Below are 21726 nucleotides of genomic sequence, written 5' to 3' on the forward strand. Positions count from 1 at the left end.
TTATTTTTCGTTTTTGAGGATTTCAATTGCCAACGACAACTCGTCCATCAACTTACTTGGGCTTCCTGAATATCCACCAGAGCAATAGCGTACACGGCCATCTTTTACGATAATCTTACGGGGAATGGATGAGTCGCCGAATAAAGGAACGAGCTGTTTAAATACCAAGTCCTGTTCGTTGGTTTTTGGATTGACAGCATCATGTAACAAGTTGAATCGGAAACCTTCACCACGTACATAGTTCACTGATTTACTTTTATAATCTCCTGTCTGCATCGTTCCCAACATATAGACGGCAACATGCTTATCCTGGGCATATTTGTCTATCAACAATTGCATACCTGGAAATGCCATAATACATGGACGACACCATGTTGCCCAAAAATCCACAACCACAATCTTACCTTTCCAGTCATCCGGTGTAATAAACAGACCATCAGCAGTTTCTAAACGGAAATCAGGCATAGGGTGATCTACCCAATTATGATCCACATAGGCTTTCATTTCTGCTTTTTCTTCATCAGATTTTAGTCCATCTAGATAAGCTTGATAACCGCTTCCATCCCCAGCGTGTCCTTTCAAGTAAATCGCTTTTAACTTGTCAAACATGCGTGGTGTCATCGCATTGTACCTTAAGCTCATTTCAAGCATGGGTAAGATCTGCTTATCATCGCCCAGTCCCTCTAATACCTGTAGGTTGATCTCGTTTAGTTCAGCATTGTTATATTTACCGTCTTCAGATAGCAATAAGAAATATTTTCTAGCTTCCTCATATTTTTTAAGATCATTTAATAAAGAAATGTGGGTAAACAAACGATCATCCAAATTTTTAACCACATTGGAATCAGCCTGTGCCTGACGGTCAAAATCTTCCTGATAAGAGTTGTCCCCCTTACGTGCGATCAATTTGGGCAAAATCGCTTCTGACACCTGATAAAGGCTATCTTTACCGACCAGTTTGAACATATAAGCGCGCATAATGTTCCAACGCATCAACTCATTGCCTGTTCGAAAATCGATATCGTCATACAGCTTAGTAAACTTATCAAACTGTTTGGAGTCAAAGTAAGCCGATCCAAGACCGCGGTATACAGCATAGTAGATAAAACCCTGCGCATTTGGGCGTTGGCGCCATTGTTGTACTGGAAAAAGCTTTAGGAAGTTCTCGTACGAAGCAATGACTTCATTCTTGTCTGCACTGCTTCCTTTGGTATTACTATAAGCAATAAAACGTGCAGTAGCACCGTTCGGAAAGTCAGCATTTACTCTTTTTTCAACCAACTGAGTCAACTCCTGATCTTGAAGACGTCCACTAGCGAATGTATAGAACTGGTTGAGAACCTGGTCAGACAAGTCTTTTTGCTTTAATCCATCGATCAACAGCTTTTTGGCATAGGCAGGAAAACCATCACCCAAAGCCAATTTTTGTAAGTTCATCAAGGATTGAAAATAATCCAGATAGCGTTTACCTGATAATGCAAACTCCTTATCGGCTAAACCCTTCAGATATTCTGCTGGCAAACTTTTAGGCTGATTGTTATAATACGCAAAAATGCCACCGCCTGCAATCATTGGCGCCTGAAAAGCCGCCTCTCCCAAATAAGCACCTTGTACCGGTTTTCCTTTTGCATCACTCAGTGCAATAGCGTAACCAAGGTCCTGATTATTATCCAAGGCATCCGGATGATCGGCATCTCCCTGATAAAATTTAACACCAATAAAAGCTGTCGTCGGTTTAACTGGTACCGTTACGGTCCATAGTCCTGCCGCATTTTTCTGCAGGGAAAGGTTCATCTGTCTCCATTCAAATTCTTCGAAGAGGAAACATGCGGCATGTATGGCATCGCTAAATTCCAGATCTTTGTCTTTGGCATTGTAAACCAATTGAACAAGGTCTGTCGTTTTTGGTTTTGCCGGCTTGAAAACGCTGCTGTCAAATCGAGGCTGCGCATATAACACAGCCTGGACAAACAACAACACTAAAAAAATCGTCTGTTTTTTCATCTTATATAAATTATCTAGGGTTCTGGCCAATTTCAGGGTTAAAAGATAGCACGCGTTCGTTGATAGGATAAACCAATCTTGGACTACCAGCGTTTAGGCTATAAGTCTGCCCATTGAAAGTCCGGGTAATAGTCTTAAAATACCCACCATCCAGTGTAAGGCGACGCATATCGTACCACCGTAAGTCCGTTCCAACAAATTCGCGACGGCGTTCATCAATAACAGACTGTAAAAGATCGCTATTTACATCAGCAGTCGTAAGCGCCACATATTTATCTGCCGAAAAACGCTTCTTCCGCAATAGGTTCAAAAGCTCCACCAATTTAGCAGCATTGTTTTGGCGCGCGTATACTTCTGCACGGTTGAGTAGGACTTCAGGACTGCTCAGACCCACATAGGAAGCATTATAATAATTGCCGCTGCTATTAAAGACTGGTTTCTTATATATATATCCTTTATATGTCCCGGGTTCATTGTCAATAAATAGTTTAAGCCTAAGGTCACCTTCTTTATACAAAGAAATAAGCTCCGGATTAAGCGGGCCTATCATATAACCTGCACTCGTCTTAGATAGCAAAACCTCTTTATCGTCGATGAGACGCGGAAATGTTTCATCTCTAGTAAAGTCTTCCAAATTATAAATTGTCGGGTCCAATGCTAGCGCCAGATCCGCATATCTGCCAGCTTCCTCAAAATTGCGCATCGTCAGATAGACCCTAGACATTAAAGCGTAAGCGGATACTTTTGACGGGTGGTAATTAAAGCTCGGATAGTTTGGCAAATTGTTTATTGCGGTAGTCAAATCCGTTATAATCTGTTCATATATCCGTGCCAGAGATACACGGCTCAAATTCTGAAAAAGGTCTACTGTTAGCAGCAAAGGCAATCCTTGTTGACTCTCCGCTTTCGTAGGATCGTATACAGGCGCATATTGATTGGCCAATGAATAATAGGCAAATGCGCGGTGAACACGGGCTTCAGCTGCTACAGCCAGCTTTTGCGCCGGAGTTCCATTTTGGCTATCCATCACGCCGTCCAAAATTTCATTGGCAACGTAGATATGTTTGTATAAATTATTCCAGCCTCCATCTTGCTGGTCGCCCGTAAAGAATTCAGCTGACCATATATAGGCCAATTGCGTACTACCCCCCCAAACACTTGCAGCTGTGCTGGCAACCTCGGGTGCTATATTATCACTTGTTACCAGTGGCAATAAGTAAGATGTTTCAAAGTTGCCTTTATTATTTAGGAGATAGCGGTAATCGTCTGTTGTTTTTAATGTACGTCTATCATTCTGTTCTATTTCAACATACTTTCGACAAGCGGAGCCCAATAATGTAGCTGACGCAACGAAACTATAGATTAGGATACTTTGTATTTTCATGATGCAGATTATTAAAAGGAAACATTAAGACTTAAAAAATAGGTCGGCGACGGCGGAAGATTTGAATAACTATTCAACGTTCTGTAACTCGGGTCTACACCATCTTTATTTTTGCGCCATATAAGCCCTAAATTTCTCACACTGGCATTTACATTAACCGATTTAAACGGGGTATGTTCCAAGGTTTTGAACGGAAAATTATAGCCAAGGTCAATCTGTTGCAGACGGATATTGCTACCACTGATGACCAAAGCATCCGAATTAGCATACCGGGACAGACTATTGTACTGGTAACCTTGCGTACTTAGTCCGGGTACGTTTGTGAAAGCTTCATCTCCAGGTTGGCGCCATCTCTTTGCCAGATCGGACTGCATTCCTATTGCGCCAGAATATCCTGCATAGTCCGGATAGTTCTGTACGGATAACCGTCTCAACACATGCCCCATTTCGTATGTTACACGAACACCCAGTGTAAAATCTTTAAAGGAGAATGTATTAAAGAGACCTCCGACATAAGGTGGGGTAGTTCTTCCCATTTCAACCAAATCTTCCGCCACGAGCGCATTTGCAGGAGCATCAGCATTGACGATATCCCCATTCTTCTTATAGACCTGTGAACGTCCCTGATTATCCAATCCCGCCCAACGGTACGCATATAAATAATCTGTCGGATGACCTAAGATAGGTGTTGATGCATCGGTATAATTTATTACGTTTACAGGATCGGTGAATCTGGAATCTGTAACCTTATTGGTATTATAGCCAAAATTAAATAAGGTATTCCATTTAACCGTAGATTGAAGCCAAGCTGCTCTAAGCCCAATGTCAACACCATGTCCTTCCAGGGTAGCACTGTTGAATTGAAGAAGAGTCCAGCCATAAGTGCCATTAAAAGGGAACGAATAAACAATATCGGAAGATTTCTTGGTGTAATAATCTACATTTAGCTGAAGACGGTTGTTCCAAATTGCGTAGTCTAAGCCCACATTCAATGATTTCACCTTTTCCCAAGTAATCTGCTTATTGGCCGGATAGGCGATGTCCGCTGTGACTTCATTTGAGATATTGTCGGTACTGGTATTTATGACCACTACTCGGCCAACACTTTTAGGTAATATTCCGTTCACGCCATAGGTCAACCGTAAACCGAGCGCATCAGCCCAAGTTGCATCCTTTAAGAATTTTTCCTTCTTGGCATCCCATTTTCCGCCGATAGACCATAGTGGCTTTCCGCGTTCGCCCCGCGACGCCCCAACCAACGTAAAATCGTCAAAACGTATACTACCCGAAAGCACATATTTGCCGTTAAAGGCCGAAAATGCAGCATTGGAATAGTAGGAAAGCGCCCGGTCCCTATTTTTGGCAATTGACCCATTGGAGCTGAAATAATTATCCCATCCATAGATGGTGTTATAACTTCCTCTTGGATTTATAACAGCATAAGAATAGGTATCCTCGATAAATCCCAAGTAAGCATCACTTGAAGAACGGCGGCTATTCTGCTTCCATTCGGCCCCGGCAAGGAAATTAAGATTATGCTGCGAAGATTGACCAAACGCTTTATCGATATTCAGTTGGGTTCGGAACACATATTGCGAGCCATTATAATTGCTTATGCCTAACCTTCCACCCAATGGATAACCATAAACATAATTACCATTGTCGTTGAACGTAGTACCAATGTTAATCTGATTACGCTGGCCATAACTATTTACACCATCAATATTTTCCGTATTGTTCAATTGCCGCTGCCATTGCCCCATGACCGATAGATCTGCCCAACTGGTCAGTTTGGTATTGATGTCCATATGCATACGTATAGCATGAGACTGATCATTATAATTAGCAGCAGAGAGTTCTTCAATAGGATTATAGGCCCAGTCCAGGTAGCCTTTATTTTCAAAATCCTGGGAAACCTCAGGTCTAAATTGAATATAGCGGCGTATGTTATTTCCGTTTTCATCTTTCAACAGGTCATAAGGAAGAAGACCGCCTGAACTAATATTTGAAGATAAGGCATTGATTGCTGCTGAATTTCCAATGGAATTACCATAATTGTAGTTAACACCTGTAGCCAACCTCACGCGATCGTTAAACATCATGTTAGTTAGGTTAGTGGTGAGGTTGAAACTTTCGGCCTTATTTGCGCGGAATACCGGGACATCCTTACTATAATTTGCCGACACAAAATAAGTACTCTTATTGGCACCTCCTGAAAGAGATAGGTTGTGCTGCTGTGAAGTTGCGTTTTGCAATAAATAATCTTTGATTTGCTGCCTATTGTCAGTTGCGGCGAGCTTTTCAAGTGCTGCGTCGCGTTCCTGTGCCGTGGCAGTACCACGCTTTACACGGAAGATCCATTCCAGTGATTCGGAATGCGGCCTTTTTGTATTAAAGGGCTCCCAGTCACTTTTTTCGATATTATCTCCAATAACGCCCTCATCAACCAATTGCTTTTCAAAGTCAATATATTGCGCTGAAGACATGCGGTCCATTTTGTTAAGATCAGCAGGTGATGCCATACTCAGCGAGCTACTGAAATTGATCGAGGGCGGAGTGTTCCGACCTTTTTTTGTTTCGATGACAATTACCCCATTTGCAGCCTTTGCACCCCAAATGGAAGAAGCAGCGGCGTCCTTCAATACCGTGATACTTTCGATATCATTCGGGTTGATCCTACTTAGGATTGCACCACCCGAACTCTGGGTATTCCCTTTATTCGTCAACGTAAAACTGTTGTCGTCATTTTCGGCCATTGGAAATCCATCAATCACGATCAGCGGATCTCTGGGTGCGCCGCCAGTACCATAACTGTTTATCCCGCGTATCTCTATCTTATTTGTTCTCGGATCTACATACATGCCCGGTACTAGCCCCTGTATACGCTCCATCACATTGATAGCCGGTGTTTCCTGAATTTGTTTCGCTGTTACTGTTCCAAATGCCCCCGTAGCTCTGTCTTTAGGAATCTTCGTGTACCCCATCGACACCACTTCAACATCATCCAACACATTGACGATCTGCTCCATTGTTACATTGATCTGGTTACTGCTCCCGATTACCCGACGCTGTGGCTCCATACCCATGTACGAGAAAATTAGCGCATCTGCAGGATCAGTCAGTCGAAGTGTATAACTACCGTCGCTACTTGATGTCACACCAGTACGCACGGCATGTCCATCCGACATCACGGTAACGCCAATTAAGGGCGCACCTTTACTATCTTTTACTTTACCTGTGATAACTTTCCAAAATCTGTCGTCGCTGTGATTGTCTCTCTTATCACGGCTGTCGCGAATAATCGTAAAATAATTGTTTTGGACGTATAGGAATAGATAATTGTTGGGATAGAGCAATTCCTTTAATACTGTTTCTACCGGAAGCCTTTTGTTTTTTGGAATCATGTCACTGTTCACAAAAGCATCGCGGATGAGCCCCTCTTCATAGGAAAATTTGGTCCCATAAATTCGAGTTACCTCACTAAGAGCCTGGCTGAGACTAGCCCTTTTTTGTGCAAAGCTACCTGTAGTGCTCATCAGGCAGACAAGAGGCACAAGAAGTTTAGTTTTCATAAATTTTGATTGATTAGTGTTAGTTTCTAGTTAGGTTTTATTATTATTTGTTTGTTTTTCACTTCAATAGCTACATTCATCGTGTGCTTGATCACGAAGAGGATATCATCAATTCCTTTTACCGGTATCACACCTGTAAATCGTTTATTGAGCAATGCCGAGTCCTGAACCACCACCTGATAACCATAATTATCTTCCAATACACTTACAATATTGGCTAAGTTGCTATGTTCGATGCTAAGCTCACCATGGGTCCAAGCCATGGCTTTGTCTGTATCACTTTTGACAGTCTGATCAGCTTTTGCAGATTCATCATAAATAAAAGTCTCTCCAGGCGCTAGAATACGATTGAGTCCATTTTCGCCCTGAATCCGGACACTACCTTCAAACAAGGACACTTCAATACGTCCACGTCGATCTTTTACGTTAAATTTAGTTCCAAGAACCGTCAATGAGAGATCCCCTACATGCACCACAAAGAGATCATTTTCACGCAAACGATTTTTGACGGCAGTATGCTTTACCTCAAACATACCCTCTCCCTCGAGCCAAACTTCCCTCGGTTTATCCGTTTTCCAGTTACGTACATAGGATAAGCTAGAATTGCTGTTTAATTTGATGATAGAAGAATCTGGAAGTGCAAGTTCACGTCTTTCCCCAAAAGCCGTATTTGTTTCCTTCGTTCCGAATTGATTGATTTCATAGATCAACATTCCCAAAAGCAACAGTGCCGCCGCCGATGCTGACCATCGTAATGTTCTATGGATAAATAGCCTCTGCTGCTGTTTCTTTTCATAGCGCGGAATTTGAGTCTGAATATTCTCCCAGCGTTGATTAGTACTCAAACTGCTTTGGACCTGTTGCTGGCCTTTAATCAATAATACCCACATGCGGGCTGTTTCCATTTCAGCCAATAAATTGGGATATTGGTCAACAAGTTCAGACCAAAAATCCCGCTGAAAAGTACCATCTAAATGAGTGGACGTAACAAAGTCCTCATCGGCAAAAAAATCTGCTGCCTTATAATCTTTATATTTTGATAACCGTGAGTTCATGTTTCTTTCTTATTATAAACACCTTTATTTTAAATTTTACCCCAGCAAATTTTATTTTTTTCAAAAAAAAGTTAATACCATTCGAATCATCATAAAAACAATGCATGCATCGCTTATGGTGGTTTACAATGGGTTATTTTAAATAGTGAAGAAACTTGCTGTGGAATTCGGATTTAATGGGGGCGTAGTTGCTGCAGTAAATAGAGTAAAACCAAAAGACCGAACCTACCAAAGTGTTTTTTCAAACTGTCTAGCGCACGGTAAAACAGTTTATAGGTATCTTTGGTGGACAATCCCATAATTTCCGCTATATCAGTGTAGGGCAATTCTTCAAAAAAACGTAGATGTATAATTTCACGCTGACGAGCGGTCATCTGCTGCAGGGCCTGATCGAGCTTATCGCGAATTTCCATAGCACGTTCCTGACGAATCATACTGAGGTCATGCGGAAGCTCAATAGTAAATGGCAGATAATCAATAGAAGAATTAGCAATGCTTATCCGACGGGCCGATTGTTCTATTTTTCGTACTAATACGCGGCGAAAAGCTTGATACAGATAATTCTTAACAATAACATCGATACTTAAATTGTCTCGGTTGCACCACAACTTAACAAATAGCTCCTGTATACTGTCTTCAATAATTGATTCGTCCTGAGTAAACTTAAAGCCATAATTGAATAAAAGCTGGTTGTATCGTTCAAAAAGAATTTTGAACGACGCCTCATGTCCAACCTGAAACTTCTGCCAAATCTGTAGATCAGAATTCATTTTCAATACGACTCTTATTGTTAGTTTTGCGTAAGTAGAGCTATAAATATAGGAATGATCTTTTGTACAAAGCAAATTATGCACAGTATTTTATTCTTTATTAAAAAAATCAAGCCTGTAATTTGTTAAAAAAATATTCGTCTTAACATAAACGTTCACTTATTATAAAGCCCCGATCCCACATAAGATTTTTTATAATCGAGGCCCGCATTCTCCAGATCTTTTATACCCGAATAACCAAATTGTGAAAGTGTTCCCATGAGAGAAAAATTCTGTTCAGCTTGCGCTTTATTATCAAATAGCTCATATTTGACGTTCACATCCACTTTATCGTTTACCTTCCAGCTCAGACTGGGCGTAATTGCAAAATAGTTGTTGTGCACTTTCGAATTCTGGAAATTTCCTTCTGTGGTATAAGTGGTATTCACACGGAACAAGACACTTTTGTCCTTTGTCAAAGGCGCATTGACATCGGCCTGTGCCCGGTAAAAATTATAGCTCCCAGCCGACAGTAATACATTAGCAGCTAAGCTGTCATATGGTTAAATAGTAAAAAATAACCCACCCACCGATTGAATTGTAACAGCTCATTTTTTAAAATAATGTCGTTTTATATAGTCATAATGTTATAGGATATAAGATATTCATGAGCAAGGATCGCGACAGACGAGAATACAATTGCGGGAATCGTTAAGAAGCGGTGAACAGTCTGCTTTACAAGCATTATAAAAACGCGAAAACATAATCATAGCCAATCATGTCGGCAATTATATTTTTAAAAGCTAACAACGCCAGTTGGTTAAAGACCTGAACTAAAATAAATAATTTCCGCTAAACATCCGGGCATAATACGGCCATTTATGTCTTTTGTGATAATCTGCGCAATTGATCAATCCGTCTGGATGGAGACGGACAGGTTCAGGAAAGATCATAGCTAATTTGCAAAAAAGAAAAGCTTATGATCAACTTAAAAACTTTCTATATCGCAATACTCATTGCGGTAAGTTATTTTACCGCAGCAGCACAGGTAAAATCCAAAACAAATTCCAATACCACCATAGCCCAACTGCATAAACAGCTCGAAACTGTTATACAAAAAGAAAACATCCCGGGCCTGATGGTTTCGATTGTAAAAAACGATAACATTCTATACGCTGGTGGACTGGGCTATGCCGACCTTGGGAAACGTCGTCCCGTAGATCAACTCACCCAATTTCACCTCGCCTCCGTTACAAAATTTTTCGTGGCGATGGGAATCCAGCAATTAGTCGCTAAGGGAAGGCTTAAACTTAGCGACCGCATTCGCGATATAGCACCTGAAATTCCTTTTAACAATCCTTGGGAAGATACTTATCCAGTTAGGGTAGTTCACCTCCTAGAACATACAGCAGGCTTTGATGACGTGCAGCTCAATAGTATGGTAACCATAGGTGAAAAACCGCTACTTGGTATTGACGCGATCAAGGCTGTCAGCAATTCACTGACCGTTCGCTGGAAGCCCGGAACGATGATGTCCTACTCCAACCCCGGTTATAATGTACTCGGTTATATCATCGAAAAAGTGACGGACATGCCTTGGGATAAGTATCTACAAGATCAGATTTTTTTACCACTGAACATGCGTAAGAGCCTATTCGATCGTAATGGAACCCGTATGCCTAACTTCGCCACAGGTTACGATTTTCGAGATGGGAAATTCAGGCCGATGCCTTTCTATCAGCCAGGTAGCAATGGAGCAGGCAGCGCATTGGTATCAAACGCAGAAGATATGGCCAAATTTATGCTTTATCTGCTCAATGGTAGTGCTGACAGCACACTACTAAATAATGGCAATCTCAATGAAATGGAGATCATCCACAGTACTTTAGCCAGCCAGGCGGGATTACAAACTGGCTATGCTTTGGGCAATGATCTATTCCCGAATAATAAAAGGATTAGCCTACGTGGCCACAACGGTAAAGGGGAAGGTTTTGTATCCTGGTTATTTTTTAACCGTGATGCTGGTATAGCTTATGCCATAGCAGCAAACAGTGTGGTCAATATGTGGCCAATCTCGCAAGCAATCGAAGACTTCCTAACTAAAAATATATCCCCTCCAAAACTCACTAGTCACCCAATAGATAAACAAAAACTGAAACCGCTTTTAGGCTACTACCAATTTATGAATCCAAAAAATGACCGTTGGGAATTCTATAGGCGGATCTTTGGCGGTATTGAATTAAGAGGGATCAGCAAGGATCGACTCCTCGTCAAAAAAGAGAACGGACAGGTGGATTCCCTGATCCACATCGGCAATGGCATATTTCGCGCAAAAGATGATATTCTCCCTTCTTTTGTATTAGCCAAAGATTCCAATGACCAGCCTTTCTTTCAAGGTTATGGCAATAACTTCTATCGAAAAGTGCCTCCGGCTTCCCTGTTAATACAAAAGATTCCTATCTATTTAGGTTTTTGTGCCATTTTGATTTATATGATCTTTAGTCTGGTGGGAATAGTGCTTATGTTCTTTCGAAAAATAAAATTGATCGACGTTGGAATCCCGCTATTGCCAATAGTAGGAACCTGTTGTTTTATTGCGGCCTATCGTCTCATGGGATTGACGGATGCCAGTCACAAAGAGCTCTTTACTTCTTTTAACATAACAAGTTTTTTGATTTTCCTGGGCATGCTCTCATTTGCGATATTAGTTATTGTCAGTAGCCTGCTGCTCTATAAACGTTGGTTTCAACTAACTCCGAGATGGTTGCGTCTGCTCTTAGCATTCTGTAATTTCTTTTTATGCTACTTGGTTGCGCTGTTGTCTATCAATGGCTGGATTGGTGTGCCGATCTGGATGATGTAATTCATTTGGCCAATTATGTTTAAATTCACAGTACAAAGATAGGTTAATATAAACCATGGTCAACATACTCTATACTTTTCACGCTTTTTCAGCTGGTGCATTATGGTTGCTCGGGACCTTGATCTTTATGGGGGTAAACAAGACAGGTCCCCAAGCAGACCGCTGGCTGGGCGCATACTATTGTCTATTGGCGAGCTTATTTACCCAGCTCTTTCTAGAAGGTTTTCATATCGACAACGGAGCTTTGATCCATGTTCTGGAGCTTCCCCGCTGGGCGACTCTCCCCTGCTTTTATCTCGCAGTTCATTACCTCGTCAAACCAACAACACCTATTCGGTACTGGGGATTACATTTTGTTCCATTCCTGGCTTTTCTTTTCTTCTCCGTCATCTATTTAATACCCGGACTTTTTAACAAACACATCCACGCTCCGCAATTACCGCATTGGATCATGTTCGCTATTAAATATTTCTTCTTTGCGCAATGCATCTTTTATTGGATGGCCTGCTATTGGCTCTTTAAAATACATCAAAAGAATATTCGCCAGCTGTCTTCCTATACGGAGAAGATCAACATGATCTGGTTGAAGTATCTATTGATTGCTCTATTATGTATGATCATTGTCCGTTTGCTGGCGTTGGCTCATTTTTCCTTTGACTCCCTTGCACCAATTCTATATTTTATGGGCATAGTGGCACTTGGGTACGGAACTTTAACACAGCGGTCAATATATGCTGTGGAATCTAGCGATAATCTGATTGATGAAAGTGATAAAACAAAGAATATTAAAACCGAAGAGCGATTGACAGAACAACAGGTAGACACATTAAAAGAAAAACTCGTGCAGAAAACAACAGCTGAAAAGTTATATCTAGACCCTGCCCTAACACTCTCATCCCTCGCGGACCATATCGGCATCAATCCGCATGATCTTTCCTATATTATAAACAATGGCTTACAAAAAAATTTCTACCAGTTTATCAACGAACTGCGCACGGAAGAAGCGAAAAGACTACTATTATCCGAAGAGGCCAAGCGACTTGATATGTTTGGGATCGCGATAAGGGCCGGCTTTAATTCAAGAACAACTTTTTATAGCAGCTTCAAAAAGGTAAACGGAATGACACCGACAGCATATATGAAAGTCCATGGTAAAAAATCATCTTAACGAGGGAAAGTGGAGTTTGTTCGATTGCATCCATTCGGACAATTAACCTATCAAAAAGACCTACTCTTGTATCATATCAACAAAAAAAATTATGATACAACAAATTAAACCAAGTATTCGCTCGAAAGCGATACGCCAGATTTCCAAAGCAACATATGGCTTTCTCACGGGAGCCTACTGTCTTTTAGTCGGCCATGGTGCATTCGCACAGACCGCCCCTGCAAATGCTTCCCAGCAGCAAAATCAGTCTCCACTGAAATCATTTCAGGGTTATTATCAGCTCCCCAACAAAGTAGCTTTCATTGCTTTCGACGAGCAGGATAATGCGCTGCACGCTACACAGCTATGGGACCAGAAAAAAAGATATCAGCTCGTCCGTAAAGATAACACGCACTTTGAATCCAAAAACGAAGGCTATTCGATAGAATTCTTAAAAAATAGTTCCGGAGATTTTAGCCAAGCAAAGCTCCTGGGCAGAATTGTATGTGAGCGTGTACCATTTGACCCCAATAAAATTGCAAGTCTGACCGCATCTCAATTGAAACAGCTTTCCGGAACTTACTTAATGGCCAACGACAACAATTTTAAAATTACTATAGAACCTTCAGCACAGGGCTTAATCCTTAAACAATTGTGGGACAACAAAACAGTTTCATTTACCCCTCGCTCTGAACTTTTCTTCCTCAACGAAGATGGCACCTTTCCTTTGACATTTTCTGTTGCCAATGGAAAGGTGGAGCAGATGACCTGTTTTGAAAAGGATCTCTGGTTGAAGGCTGATTAATTTTCCAATTCAAAAAAGATATGAAAAGAATGATTATCTGCTTATCTGCTATACTGTTGAGTATAGCACAATTAAAGGCGCAGCAGGTAGCTGACGAACAGTTTTATTATCCCATTGCCGATCCGCACCATCGGGTCGGCAATGGACCGTTGCTCCTTTTTGACGAGGCACACAACAATGCGGTTACTTTGAGAGGAACATATGCAGCATTTTCAGATCTTCTGCAAGCGGACGGATATAGTCTCCGAAGTACCAAAGAAAAGGTCAATTTGGAAAGATTGAAAGAGGCAAAAATATTTATCAGTGTAAATGCGCTACATGATCCAGAAAACTGGAGCCTGCCTGCCCGTTCGGCATTTACAGATAAGGAAATAGAAATTCTCCGACAATGGGTATTTGACGGTGGATGTTTATTTTTGGTAACCGATCATATGCCCTGTGGCGGATCAGTACAAGCTCTAGCCGCTGTATTCGGCATTCACGTCATTAATGGCTTTGCTTTACGAAAAGATGGAAAGCCCGAAATCTTTTCAAAAGATAAAGGAACACTTTTATCCAACGAAGTAACAACTGGATCGGATACGGAAATAGACAGTATCATGTGCTGGGGCGGCACGGGATTTACGGTACCAGAAACCGCACAAATTATCTCTTCGTTGGACGAAGGATATGAGATTTATTTACCTGCCGATGCTAATCTGATAAAAAGGCCTATGCCCGACTACATTCCCCGATTGCCTGGCAAAGGATTTGCAAATGGTGCTTACCTTCGATTTGGGGAAGGAAGAATGGTGATATTCGGGGATGGCGCTCCTTTTTCTGCCCAACTCCATGGCATCAAAAGTGAAAAAAGGGGAATGAATCATCCTTCTGCTTACCAAAATGCACAATTTCTGCTTAATATCGTTCATTGGCTCGACCAATGAACGATCAGCAAATCCCAGTAGTACCATTATTGAAAAATTTAAAATTAAATTTGAATGGAGTAAAACTAACGTAAGGAATGGCACCAGCAGCTTTCCGGTTTTGTCGACGGCGATATAGCCCTGCATCATCGCCGCCTTTATGTTATTATTCATATTTTGTAAAACAAATTTCCACGCTTAAAAAATCACCAGCTGTCGGTCCGGAACGGAGAGGCCAGTAGCTGTTGCCTGTTGATCAGATTAGCATCCTCTGGATTATCACTCCAGGCATAGCGTACTGCCACGGGGTGGGCTATATCCCTATGACTGACAACGACGGTATTGCCCTTGACTACAGCGTCCGCCCAGACAAACTTGCGGTCCTGCCCAGCGATGGCAAAGTGTCTCAGTGGTTGCCCCTCCCTGCTTGCCAGTCCAGCGCCGACCTCCTTAAAAAAGAGTACGATCCTGTTGTCCTTGATTTCCATACGCTCATAGACGGGTCCTGTACTTATCAGCTTTTCACCGTACACCAGTTTGCGGGCAGCCAGCAGCAGCCGCGCAGCGAGGTCCTTTTTATTCAGGGGATGAATATCGTTCCACTCGCCAATATCATAGTTGACCGTCAACGCTGTATAGGGAACGTCACGGGATACCTTAAACTGCGCTTCCCGTACACCCGCCCATCCCGATTCAGACGGGCGCTCCTGTTTGGGCATATAATTAGGTAGCTGCACCAGCAAAAAAGGCAGCTGCGGGCGCTCCAACGTCAGGCGCCAGTCTTTGATCAGCAGACGCAGATACTGTTCGTAGGTCTGCGGACTGCCCGTATTGGCCTCTCCCTGATACCAGATCACGCCGCTCACGGCCACATCTTTTATCGGATAGATCATGCCGTTATACAGCTTTGACCCTACTTCATTAATATTTTGAAGTCGCGGCTGATAGCTTTTGGCCAGATCGGGATCCATGCCTACCTGATATTTCCAAGGTCCAGCCAGATTGATCTCGTTGTCATTGACCAGCAGCTTATAAGACTTGCCTTCCACAAATCCCCCATTACCTGTAGTAAACCGCAGGCGTACCGTCACGGTATTGTGCCCAGCGCGCAGAATACCTGCCCTTACGGGGTACTTGCGGGGCGGATACATATAGCCGGTGGCACCCACAAAGTGGCCATTGACAAATACCGAATCACTGTCGATCATGGTCCCCAGGTACAACAAGCCATACCGCCCCGCCAGCTCGCCCGGCAATTCAAATGATCTTCTAAAATAGACCACTCCCTTGTTATGCAGTTGCTGGTCGCGCCACCATCCCGGTACGGTAAAGGTAGGCCAGCTACTGTCGTTCCAGTCTGGCTTTATCCAATCCCGGATACCGCGGTCCTGCTGCGCCAGATGCATGCTGTCCAGTGCGGGGCGGTCGAGCAGCAGCCGTGGAAATTCTTTTAGCTGATCCTGGCTGATCCAGCTTTCTATATTCGAGCCGCCGAGGCTCGACACGAGCATGCCCACGGGTACACCGGTATGAGCGTAGCTCTGCTGTGCATAGAAATAGGCCAATGCCGTCCAGTTCATCACTTCCGAAGCCACAGCTGAGTACCAGCGTCCGCCATCGGCTATTTCGCTGCGGCGGTCCAGCGCACTCTGTGTGGGTACCTTAAAATAACGGATCATATGGTTATTGGATTCATTGATCTCCGGAAAGCGTTCTACCAGCCTTTCTATCGGTGTCTCCATATTGGACTGGCCCGAGCAAAGCCACACATCGCCGATCAGGACATCTCGGATAGCGATCTCATTCACCTGCAGCAGATAAGGACCTCCGGCTTTCTGTGCCGGCAGCCTGATCGCCCAGTTACCTGCTGCATCCGCCTCAGTCAGGTAGCTTTGGCCACGAAAACGTACCGTTATTTTCTCACCACTGTCGGCCCAGCCCCAGATTTTCAGTTCGGTATCACGCTGCAGCACCATGCGGTCTGCTATCAGCGCAGGCAGCCGCACCGCTGCGGACGAGACTACAGCATAGAGGAACAGGGCTAATGTCAGGGCAAGAGTACAGGCTTTTCTTTTTTTCATCTTCATACGATTGCACATTCTACAAATAAGAGTGCAGGACCGCTCATCCTGTACAGATGGCATGTCCTGCAGCCCTATTAGTTATATCCGGGATTCTGGTAGGCTGCTTTTTCGGCTGCCGACATATCCATGGCATCCAGCTGTCCTTGCGGGATAGGCCGCAGGTAGTGGAAGGGTTGTATCGACCGAGTGAAGGTTGTTGCCGTGTGGTCACCTACATTCGAACCGGCAATACGATAGGTTTTAGCGATGTCGGACCAAGTCTGTGTACGCACGAGGTCATACCAGCGGTAGCCCTCACCATAATACTCGCGCGAACGTTCGGCCAAGATGTAATTGAGCGTAATCTGAGCCGGCGTCGCAGCCAACATTTCGGCACGGCGGTTGGCTTCCTTGGCCGTGTTGCCGTTGTTGTCCCAGCGCCATACCCCCGCGCGGCCGCGGATCACATTGACCAGGTCGTGTGCGCTCTTGCCGGCTTTGGCCGTCGCACCCTTCACTGCCGCCTCGGCAGCGATAAAGTACAGCTCGGAAAACTTGGCAATATTGAACGGCCGGGTGCTGCCCGCATTGGGCTGTCCCAAGCCATTGCCGTTGTCGGTGCGGTAAGGGCCCAGCTTCCACAGTCCAGGATAGACACGGCGGCTGATGCCCTCCGGAGAGATCACATAGTCGGCCCTGCCGGGGAGTACCCCCGCCCCGATACTGCTCTTGTAGGTTTTGTTGTCATAGTTGATCGGCATCTGTGGCTCCTCATTCAAGAAAGTGAGGATGGCCTCTCCCGGTTTGACGGGCATGTTATTGGCGTTAAACAACGAAGGGTCGCTGATATTTGCCTTGTTCCAGTTGCCGCGGTACACCGTCGTGAAGGTGCCGTCGTAGCGCGAGTCGTTGGTTTTGTCGGCAAAGGTTTCGGTCACCACGTTGATCGTCGGTGCCATCCGTGTCCATGGGCGCCCCAGTGCCTGGGCGGCCTCCCGCTGTACCGAGTTCACCAGATCGGCGGTATTCCAGGCCGTTGTTTTGGAGCTCGTGATCGACGTGTAATTCCAGGTCATCATCCAGCCCGCAAAGTTGTCGGGTGCACCGCCACTGCCATAGCTCAGGCTACCGCCATTATACAGCTCGCTGTCTTCGGTATGGTCGGCAAAGAGCAGGATCTCGTTGTTGCGGTCATTAGTCCCGACGTTGACATCGTAAAAGGTAGGCTGCAGGCCATACGGTCCCGGGTTTTCAATAGCAGCCACGGCCATGTCGTAAGCCTGCTGGAAATACCAGGCACTGGTCTTGCCGTCGGGATCCGTCCGTGCGGTCTCCGGATAAGTGGGTATATTTTTCGGATTTTCCAGCCACCAGGCGTAGGTCAGGTAGGCCTTTGCCAAATATAAGCGGGCTACAGTCTTGCTCACGGCCCCCTTTAAGCGCGGTGCATCGGGCAGATCGCTAATGGCCTTAGTCAGGTCCGGGAAAATAGCCCTTGTATACACTTCAGCCACGGTATTGCGTTTGGATTTACGCTCCACAGAGGTGCTGTATTTGAGTTCGCCCCCACCCAGGTCGAGCGGCACGCCACCAAAAGTCTGCACCAGCAGGAAATAATCAAATGCCCGGAAAAAGTGTGCTTCGGCGATGATCGCGGGCGAGGTGCCCACTGCCAGAGCATTCTCGATGATGCCCGAGGCCATGTTGATGTTGGGCAGGGCGGCCTGCCATGCCACATCCGCCCTGCTATTTATAGCCGTCATCGTACTGAGACCTGTAAAGTCCATCACCTGAAAGTTTTCGTCCGCACTCTGCGCATAGGTCACCTCATCGGTCCCGGTCAGGCAGGCATTGTAATAATAAGCCTGTCCATAGATATAGCGCAGGTGGGCATAGAGTCCCACAATACTGTTGTTGATACCGTTTGGTGTCTTAAAATCCCCCGGCGTAAAGATTCCTCTAGGCTGTTCATCCAAAAATTTGGAGCAGCTGTTCATGCCGAGCATCAGTGAACCAAGGCAGAGCCCTATAATAAGTTTTGAATTGAAAGTTTTCATGCCTGAATGTTTTAAAATGAAAGATTGAGCCCCAGAATATAACTTCTCATTGCCGGTGTATTTGTACCGACCACCAGTATCCGTCTCAGGCCACCCACGGCCACATTCTCGTCGCCATAGGAGTTGGGTTCCGGATCACCGCCCGATTCCTTGTGGTAGGGCGAGAATAGGACGAATGGATTTTCCACCGTCGCATAGAGGCGCAGGCGGCCAATACCCATGCGTTCCACCCATTTCTGTTTAAAGTTGTATCCCATCGTAATCGTACGCACCTTTAGATACGACGCATCAAAATAGCCCAGCGTACTGCCATATTTGGGATTGTCACCGCTCTGTATGCCTCCAGGTTTCGGATATTTGGCATCCGTACGGTCTTCACGCCAGTATTCGACGCTCACGTTGTTGCCCGCGCGGGTATTCAGCTGGTTGAGGTAGCCGGTACTTCCGTAGAGCGAACTGATCAGCGTACCGCCATTCTGGAAGGTACCCACCACATTCAGGTCGACATTTTTGTAGGCCAGACGCGTATTGAAGCCACCCAGAAAATTGGGCTGGATATTGATGATCTGCCGGTCCGCAGCACCGATCGCCCGTGTAGGCACGCCATTTTCGTCATATTCACCTGTATACTCCACCTTGATCATCCCCGGATTGCCACCCGGCTCCAGGATATCGCGATAGGGATCGTCGGCCTGCCACAACCCGATTTTCTTATAGTCAAAGATCACGTCGATCGGATGGCCGACAAACCATTGATTACCTTCATCACGCTGGCTTCCGGAGGTCAGTTCAACGAGCTTATTGCGGTTGGCATAGAGGTTGACCCCCACATCCCATTTCCAGCCGTTTTCATTGTCTATCACCGCGCCGTTGAGGGAGAGTTCAAAGCCTTTGTTCTGCGTCTTTCCGATATTGGCCATGTAGCTGCCGCCACCGTTTGTCGGTGGCAGTCCCACGCGCAGCAATATATTGTCAGTATTCTGCACATAGTATTCCATCGTACCACTAACTCTGTTGTTGAAAAGACCGAAGTCCAGACCGTAGTTGTAGGTCTTGGAAAACTCCCAGCCCAACGAAGGATTGGGCAATTCGGACATGTAGTAGCCGGTCAGGAACTGCGTATCGAAATTATACGGTCTTGTACTCAGCAAGCCCAGGGTCTTGTACGGATCGACCGCCTGATTGGACGTCTGACCGTAGCCTAGGCGCAGCTTGAGCTGGTTTATCCATGGCACGGCGGACATGAACTTCTCGTTGTGGATATTCCATCCTGCCGAAATCGCCGGATAGGCATGCCACTTGTGCCCCGGTGCCAGTCGCGAGGAGCCGTCACGGCGCATGGTCATCGTCAGCATGTAGCGGTTGTCAAAGGTATACATGGCGCGGCCCATAAAAGACATCAGGCTGCTTTTGGCATAGCCCTGCTGGTCAGGGTTGACAATGATCTCCCCCTGGGCGCGGCCGATGTTATAGAACTGGAACGCATCGATCGGAATATCGCGGGCGGATATCAGCGTGCTGTTGGTGGTATTCTGCTCCGCCGAATAAAGAGCCACCAAATTGAGGTTATGTTTTTGCGCAAAGGTACGATCGTAAGTCAGCAGGTTTTCCATTACCCATTGTACTGTTCTGCCATTTGCGACCGAAGCTGTGGACACATTGTCCGGGGTTCCACTGAATACACCCTGTCCAGTATAGCTGCCGTCATTGTTCTGACGGAAGTTGAGTCCAAGGTTGGTGCGGTAGGTCAGCCCCTCCACGCCAGGAATCCGGATCTCGCCGTACATGTTGTTGTACGAACCGAACACGCGCTGCTGATTAATATAGCTGTCCCCCAGCGCCTCATAGGACTCGCGGGTATGCACCCACTGCTGACCAGATGTCTGCTGCTGGATACGGGATTTGAGTGTGCCATCTGTATTAAAGGGATTGGCTATCGGCGAAGCGCTCAGCACGCCGTACAGCCCGAGGTTGTTACCATTGGTAATGCTGTAGCTCTGGTTGAGGTTGAAGCCAAATTTAAATATCTTGCCCACCTGCTGGTCCAGTGCAGCACGCAGATTGTAGCGGGTATAGTTCTGCAGGGGAACCACGCCTTCGTCGCGGAAGTAACCGGCGCCGAAGTTGTAGTTTCCTTTCTCTGCCCCACCGTTGACGCTGATATCGTGGCTATTGACCATTCCATTTTTGTAGAAAAGGTCCTGCCAGTCTGTATTGGTATCGTCTAACTCATCGAGGGTGTTCTGAAACTGTCCCACATAGCGACGCATTTCGGCAAACTCCGGTCCCGACATCATTGGATATTTGGCAAATACCGTACGCAACCCAGTAAAACCGTTGTACGCCAGCTGTGCCTGCTGCCCTATGCGCCCCTTGTTGGTGGTCACGAGAATCACGCCATTGGCACCACGCGAGCCGTAGATTGCCGTTGCCGAAGCATCTTTGAGTACATCCACACTCTTGATGTCCGCGGGGTTGATATCCGAGATGGAACCCGCAAACGGAATTCCGTCGAGCACGATCAGCGGATTGTTATCGGCGGTCAGTGAGCGTGTACCGCGGATCCGGATCTGCATCGGAGAGCCCGGCTTCGACGAATTCTGCTGCATATTGACCCCCGCAATACGGCCCTGCAGGGCACGGCTGATGTTGGCTGCAGGCACTTCGTTCATCGTCGTACCGCTTACTGAGGCCACCGAGCCCGTTACAGCTTCTTTGCGCTGCGTACCATAACCGATGACCACCACCTCTTCCATGGCAATATCATCGGATTGCAGCGTCACCTGCACGCTGTTATTAACGCCCACCGGCACTTCGGCTGTTTTGTAGCCTACATTGGTGAAGACCAGCACAGCGCCGTTGCCGGCCTCAATGGCAAATGTGCCCTTACTGTCTGTTGTCGTGCTCCTGGTGCCGCCCTTGACGGATACGGTCACCCCTTCAATGGGCTGTTTCTGCTGGTCTGAGACCAGCCCCTTGACCAGTTTATCCTGTGCAAAGGCCAGCTGTAGAGCTGCCAGCAAAAAGAGCAAGGGCAGTATTCCATACTGTAGCCATCGTTGTCGTTGCACAGGAATCGTAAACTTCATCATTCTCATAACTTAGGGATTTAAGAAAATTTT

General features: G+C 45.4%; 13 protein-coding genes. 4 read left to right on the forward strand and 9 right to left on the reverse strand.

Annotated elements, in window-relative coordinates:
• The 6 genes from D7322_RS18485 to D7322_RS18510 form a co-directional block, all read right to left on the reverse strand.
• On the reverse strand, positions 1 to 2004 hold the full coding sequence (locus tag D7322_RS18485) for a TlpA family protein disulfide reductase (protein ID WP_121125725.1): 2004 nt from the start codon (positions 2002 to 2004) through the stop codon (positions 1 to 3).
• Positions 2005 to 2014: 10 nt separating this feature from the next.
• The gene (locus tag D7322_RS18490; RefSeq protein ID WP_121125726.1) at positions 2015 to 3388 is read right to left on the reverse strand and encodes a RagB/SusD family nutrient uptake outer membrane protein; all 1374 of its coding nucleotides are present in this window, start codon (positions 3386 to 3388) and stop codon (positions 2015 to 2017) included.
• An 11-nt stretch (positions 3389 to 3399) separates the two neighbouring features.
• The gene (locus tag D7322_RS18495) at positions 3400 to 6960 is read right to left on the reverse strand and encodes a SusC/RagA family TonB-linked outer membrane protein (RefSeq protein WP_121125727.1); all 3561 of its coding nucleotides are present in this window, start codon (positions 6958 to 6960) and stop codon (positions 3400 to 3402) included.
• 26 nt (positions 6961 to 6986) lie between these two features.
• Complete coding sequence (locus tag D7322_RS18500; protein ID WP_121125728.1) at positions 6987 to 8015, reverse strand: FecR family protein; 1029 nt, start codon at positions 8013 to 8015, stop codon at positions 6987 to 6989.
• 173 nt (positions 8016 to 8188) lie between these two features.
• The gene (locus tag D7322_RS18505; protein WP_121125729.1) at positions 8189 to 8785 is read right to left on the reverse strand and encodes an RNA polymerase sigma factor; all 597 of its coding nucleotides are present in this window, start codon (positions 8783 to 8785) and stop codon (positions 8189 to 8191) included.
• 155 nt (positions 8786 to 8940) lie between these two features.
• Positions 8941 to 9213: a hypothetical protein gene (locus tag D7322_RS18510; protein ID WP_147430484.1), complete on the reverse strand. Its 273-nt coding sequence runs from the start codon at positions 9211 to 9213 to the stop codon at positions 8941 to 8943.
• Between the two features lie 530 nt (positions 9214 to 9743).
• Here D7322_RS18510 and D7322_RS18515 point away from each other — a divergent pair.
• The 4 genes from D7322_RS18515 to D7322_RS18530 all read left to right on the forward strand — a co-directional run bounded on the left by D7322_RS18515 (position 9744) and on the right by D7322_RS18530 (position 14505).
• Positions 9744 to 11627 carry a serine hydrolase domain-containing protein gene (locus tag D7322_RS18515; RefSeq protein WP_121125731.1) on the forward strand — a complete coding sequence of 628 codons (1884 nt, stop codon included), beginning with the start codon at positions 9744 to 9746 and terminating at the stop codon, positions 11625 to 11627.
• Between the two features lie 55 nt (positions 11628 to 11682).
• Entirely contained in the window at positions 11683 to 12795 is a 1113-nt protein-coding gene (locus D7322_RS18520) for a helix-turn-helix domain-containing protein (protein ID WP_121125732.1), read from the forward strand.
• Between the two features lie 91 nt (positions 12796 to 12886).
• The gene (locus D7322_RS18525) at positions 12887 to 13579 is read left to right on the forward strand and encodes a hypothetical protein (protein WP_121125733.1); all 693 of its coding nucleotides are present in this window, start codon (positions 12887 to 12889) and stop codon (positions 13577 to 13579) included.
• Between the two features lie 20 nt (positions 13580 to 13599).
• A complete protein-coding gene (locus D7322_RS18530; protein WP_147430485.1) occupies positions 13600 to 14505 on the forward strand; it encodes a hypothetical protein in 906 nt (301 codons plus the stop codon).
• 185 nt (positions 14506 to 14690) lie between these two features.
• Here the strand turns inward: D7322_RS18530 and D7322_RS18535 are convergent, their stop codons facing one another.
• From D7322_RS18535 to D7322_RS18545, 3 genes are all read right to left on the reverse strand, one after another.
• A complete protein-coding gene (locus D7322_RS18535; RefSeq protein WP_220700106.1) occupies positions 14691 to 15890 on the reverse strand; it encodes a sialate O-acetylesterase in 1200 nt (399 codons plus the stop codon).
• 752 nt (positions 15891 to 16642) lie between these two features.
• The gene (locus tag D7322_RS18540; protein WP_121125735.1) at positions 16643 to 18604 is read right to left on the reverse strand and encodes a RagB/SusD family nutrient uptake outer membrane protein; all 1962 of its coding nucleotides are present in this window, start codon (positions 18602 to 18604) and stop codon (positions 16643 to 16645) included.
• Positions 18605 to 18615: 11 nt separating this feature from the next.
• Positions 18616 to 21696 (reverse strand): SusC/RagA family TonB-linked outer membrane protein, encoded by a 3081-nt coding sequence (locus tag D7322_RS18545; RefSeq protein ID WP_245971377.1) that lies wholly within the window; start codon positions 21694 to 21696, stop codon positions 18616 to 18618.
• Positions 21697 to 21726 lie beyond the last annotated feature (30 nt).

The sequence above is a fragment of the Sphingobacterium puteale genome (assembly GCF_003627955.1).
Taxonomy (GTDB): domain Bacteria; phylum Bacteroidota; class Bacteroidia; order Sphingobacteriales; family Sphingobacteriaceae; genus Sphingobacterium; species Sphingobacterium puteale.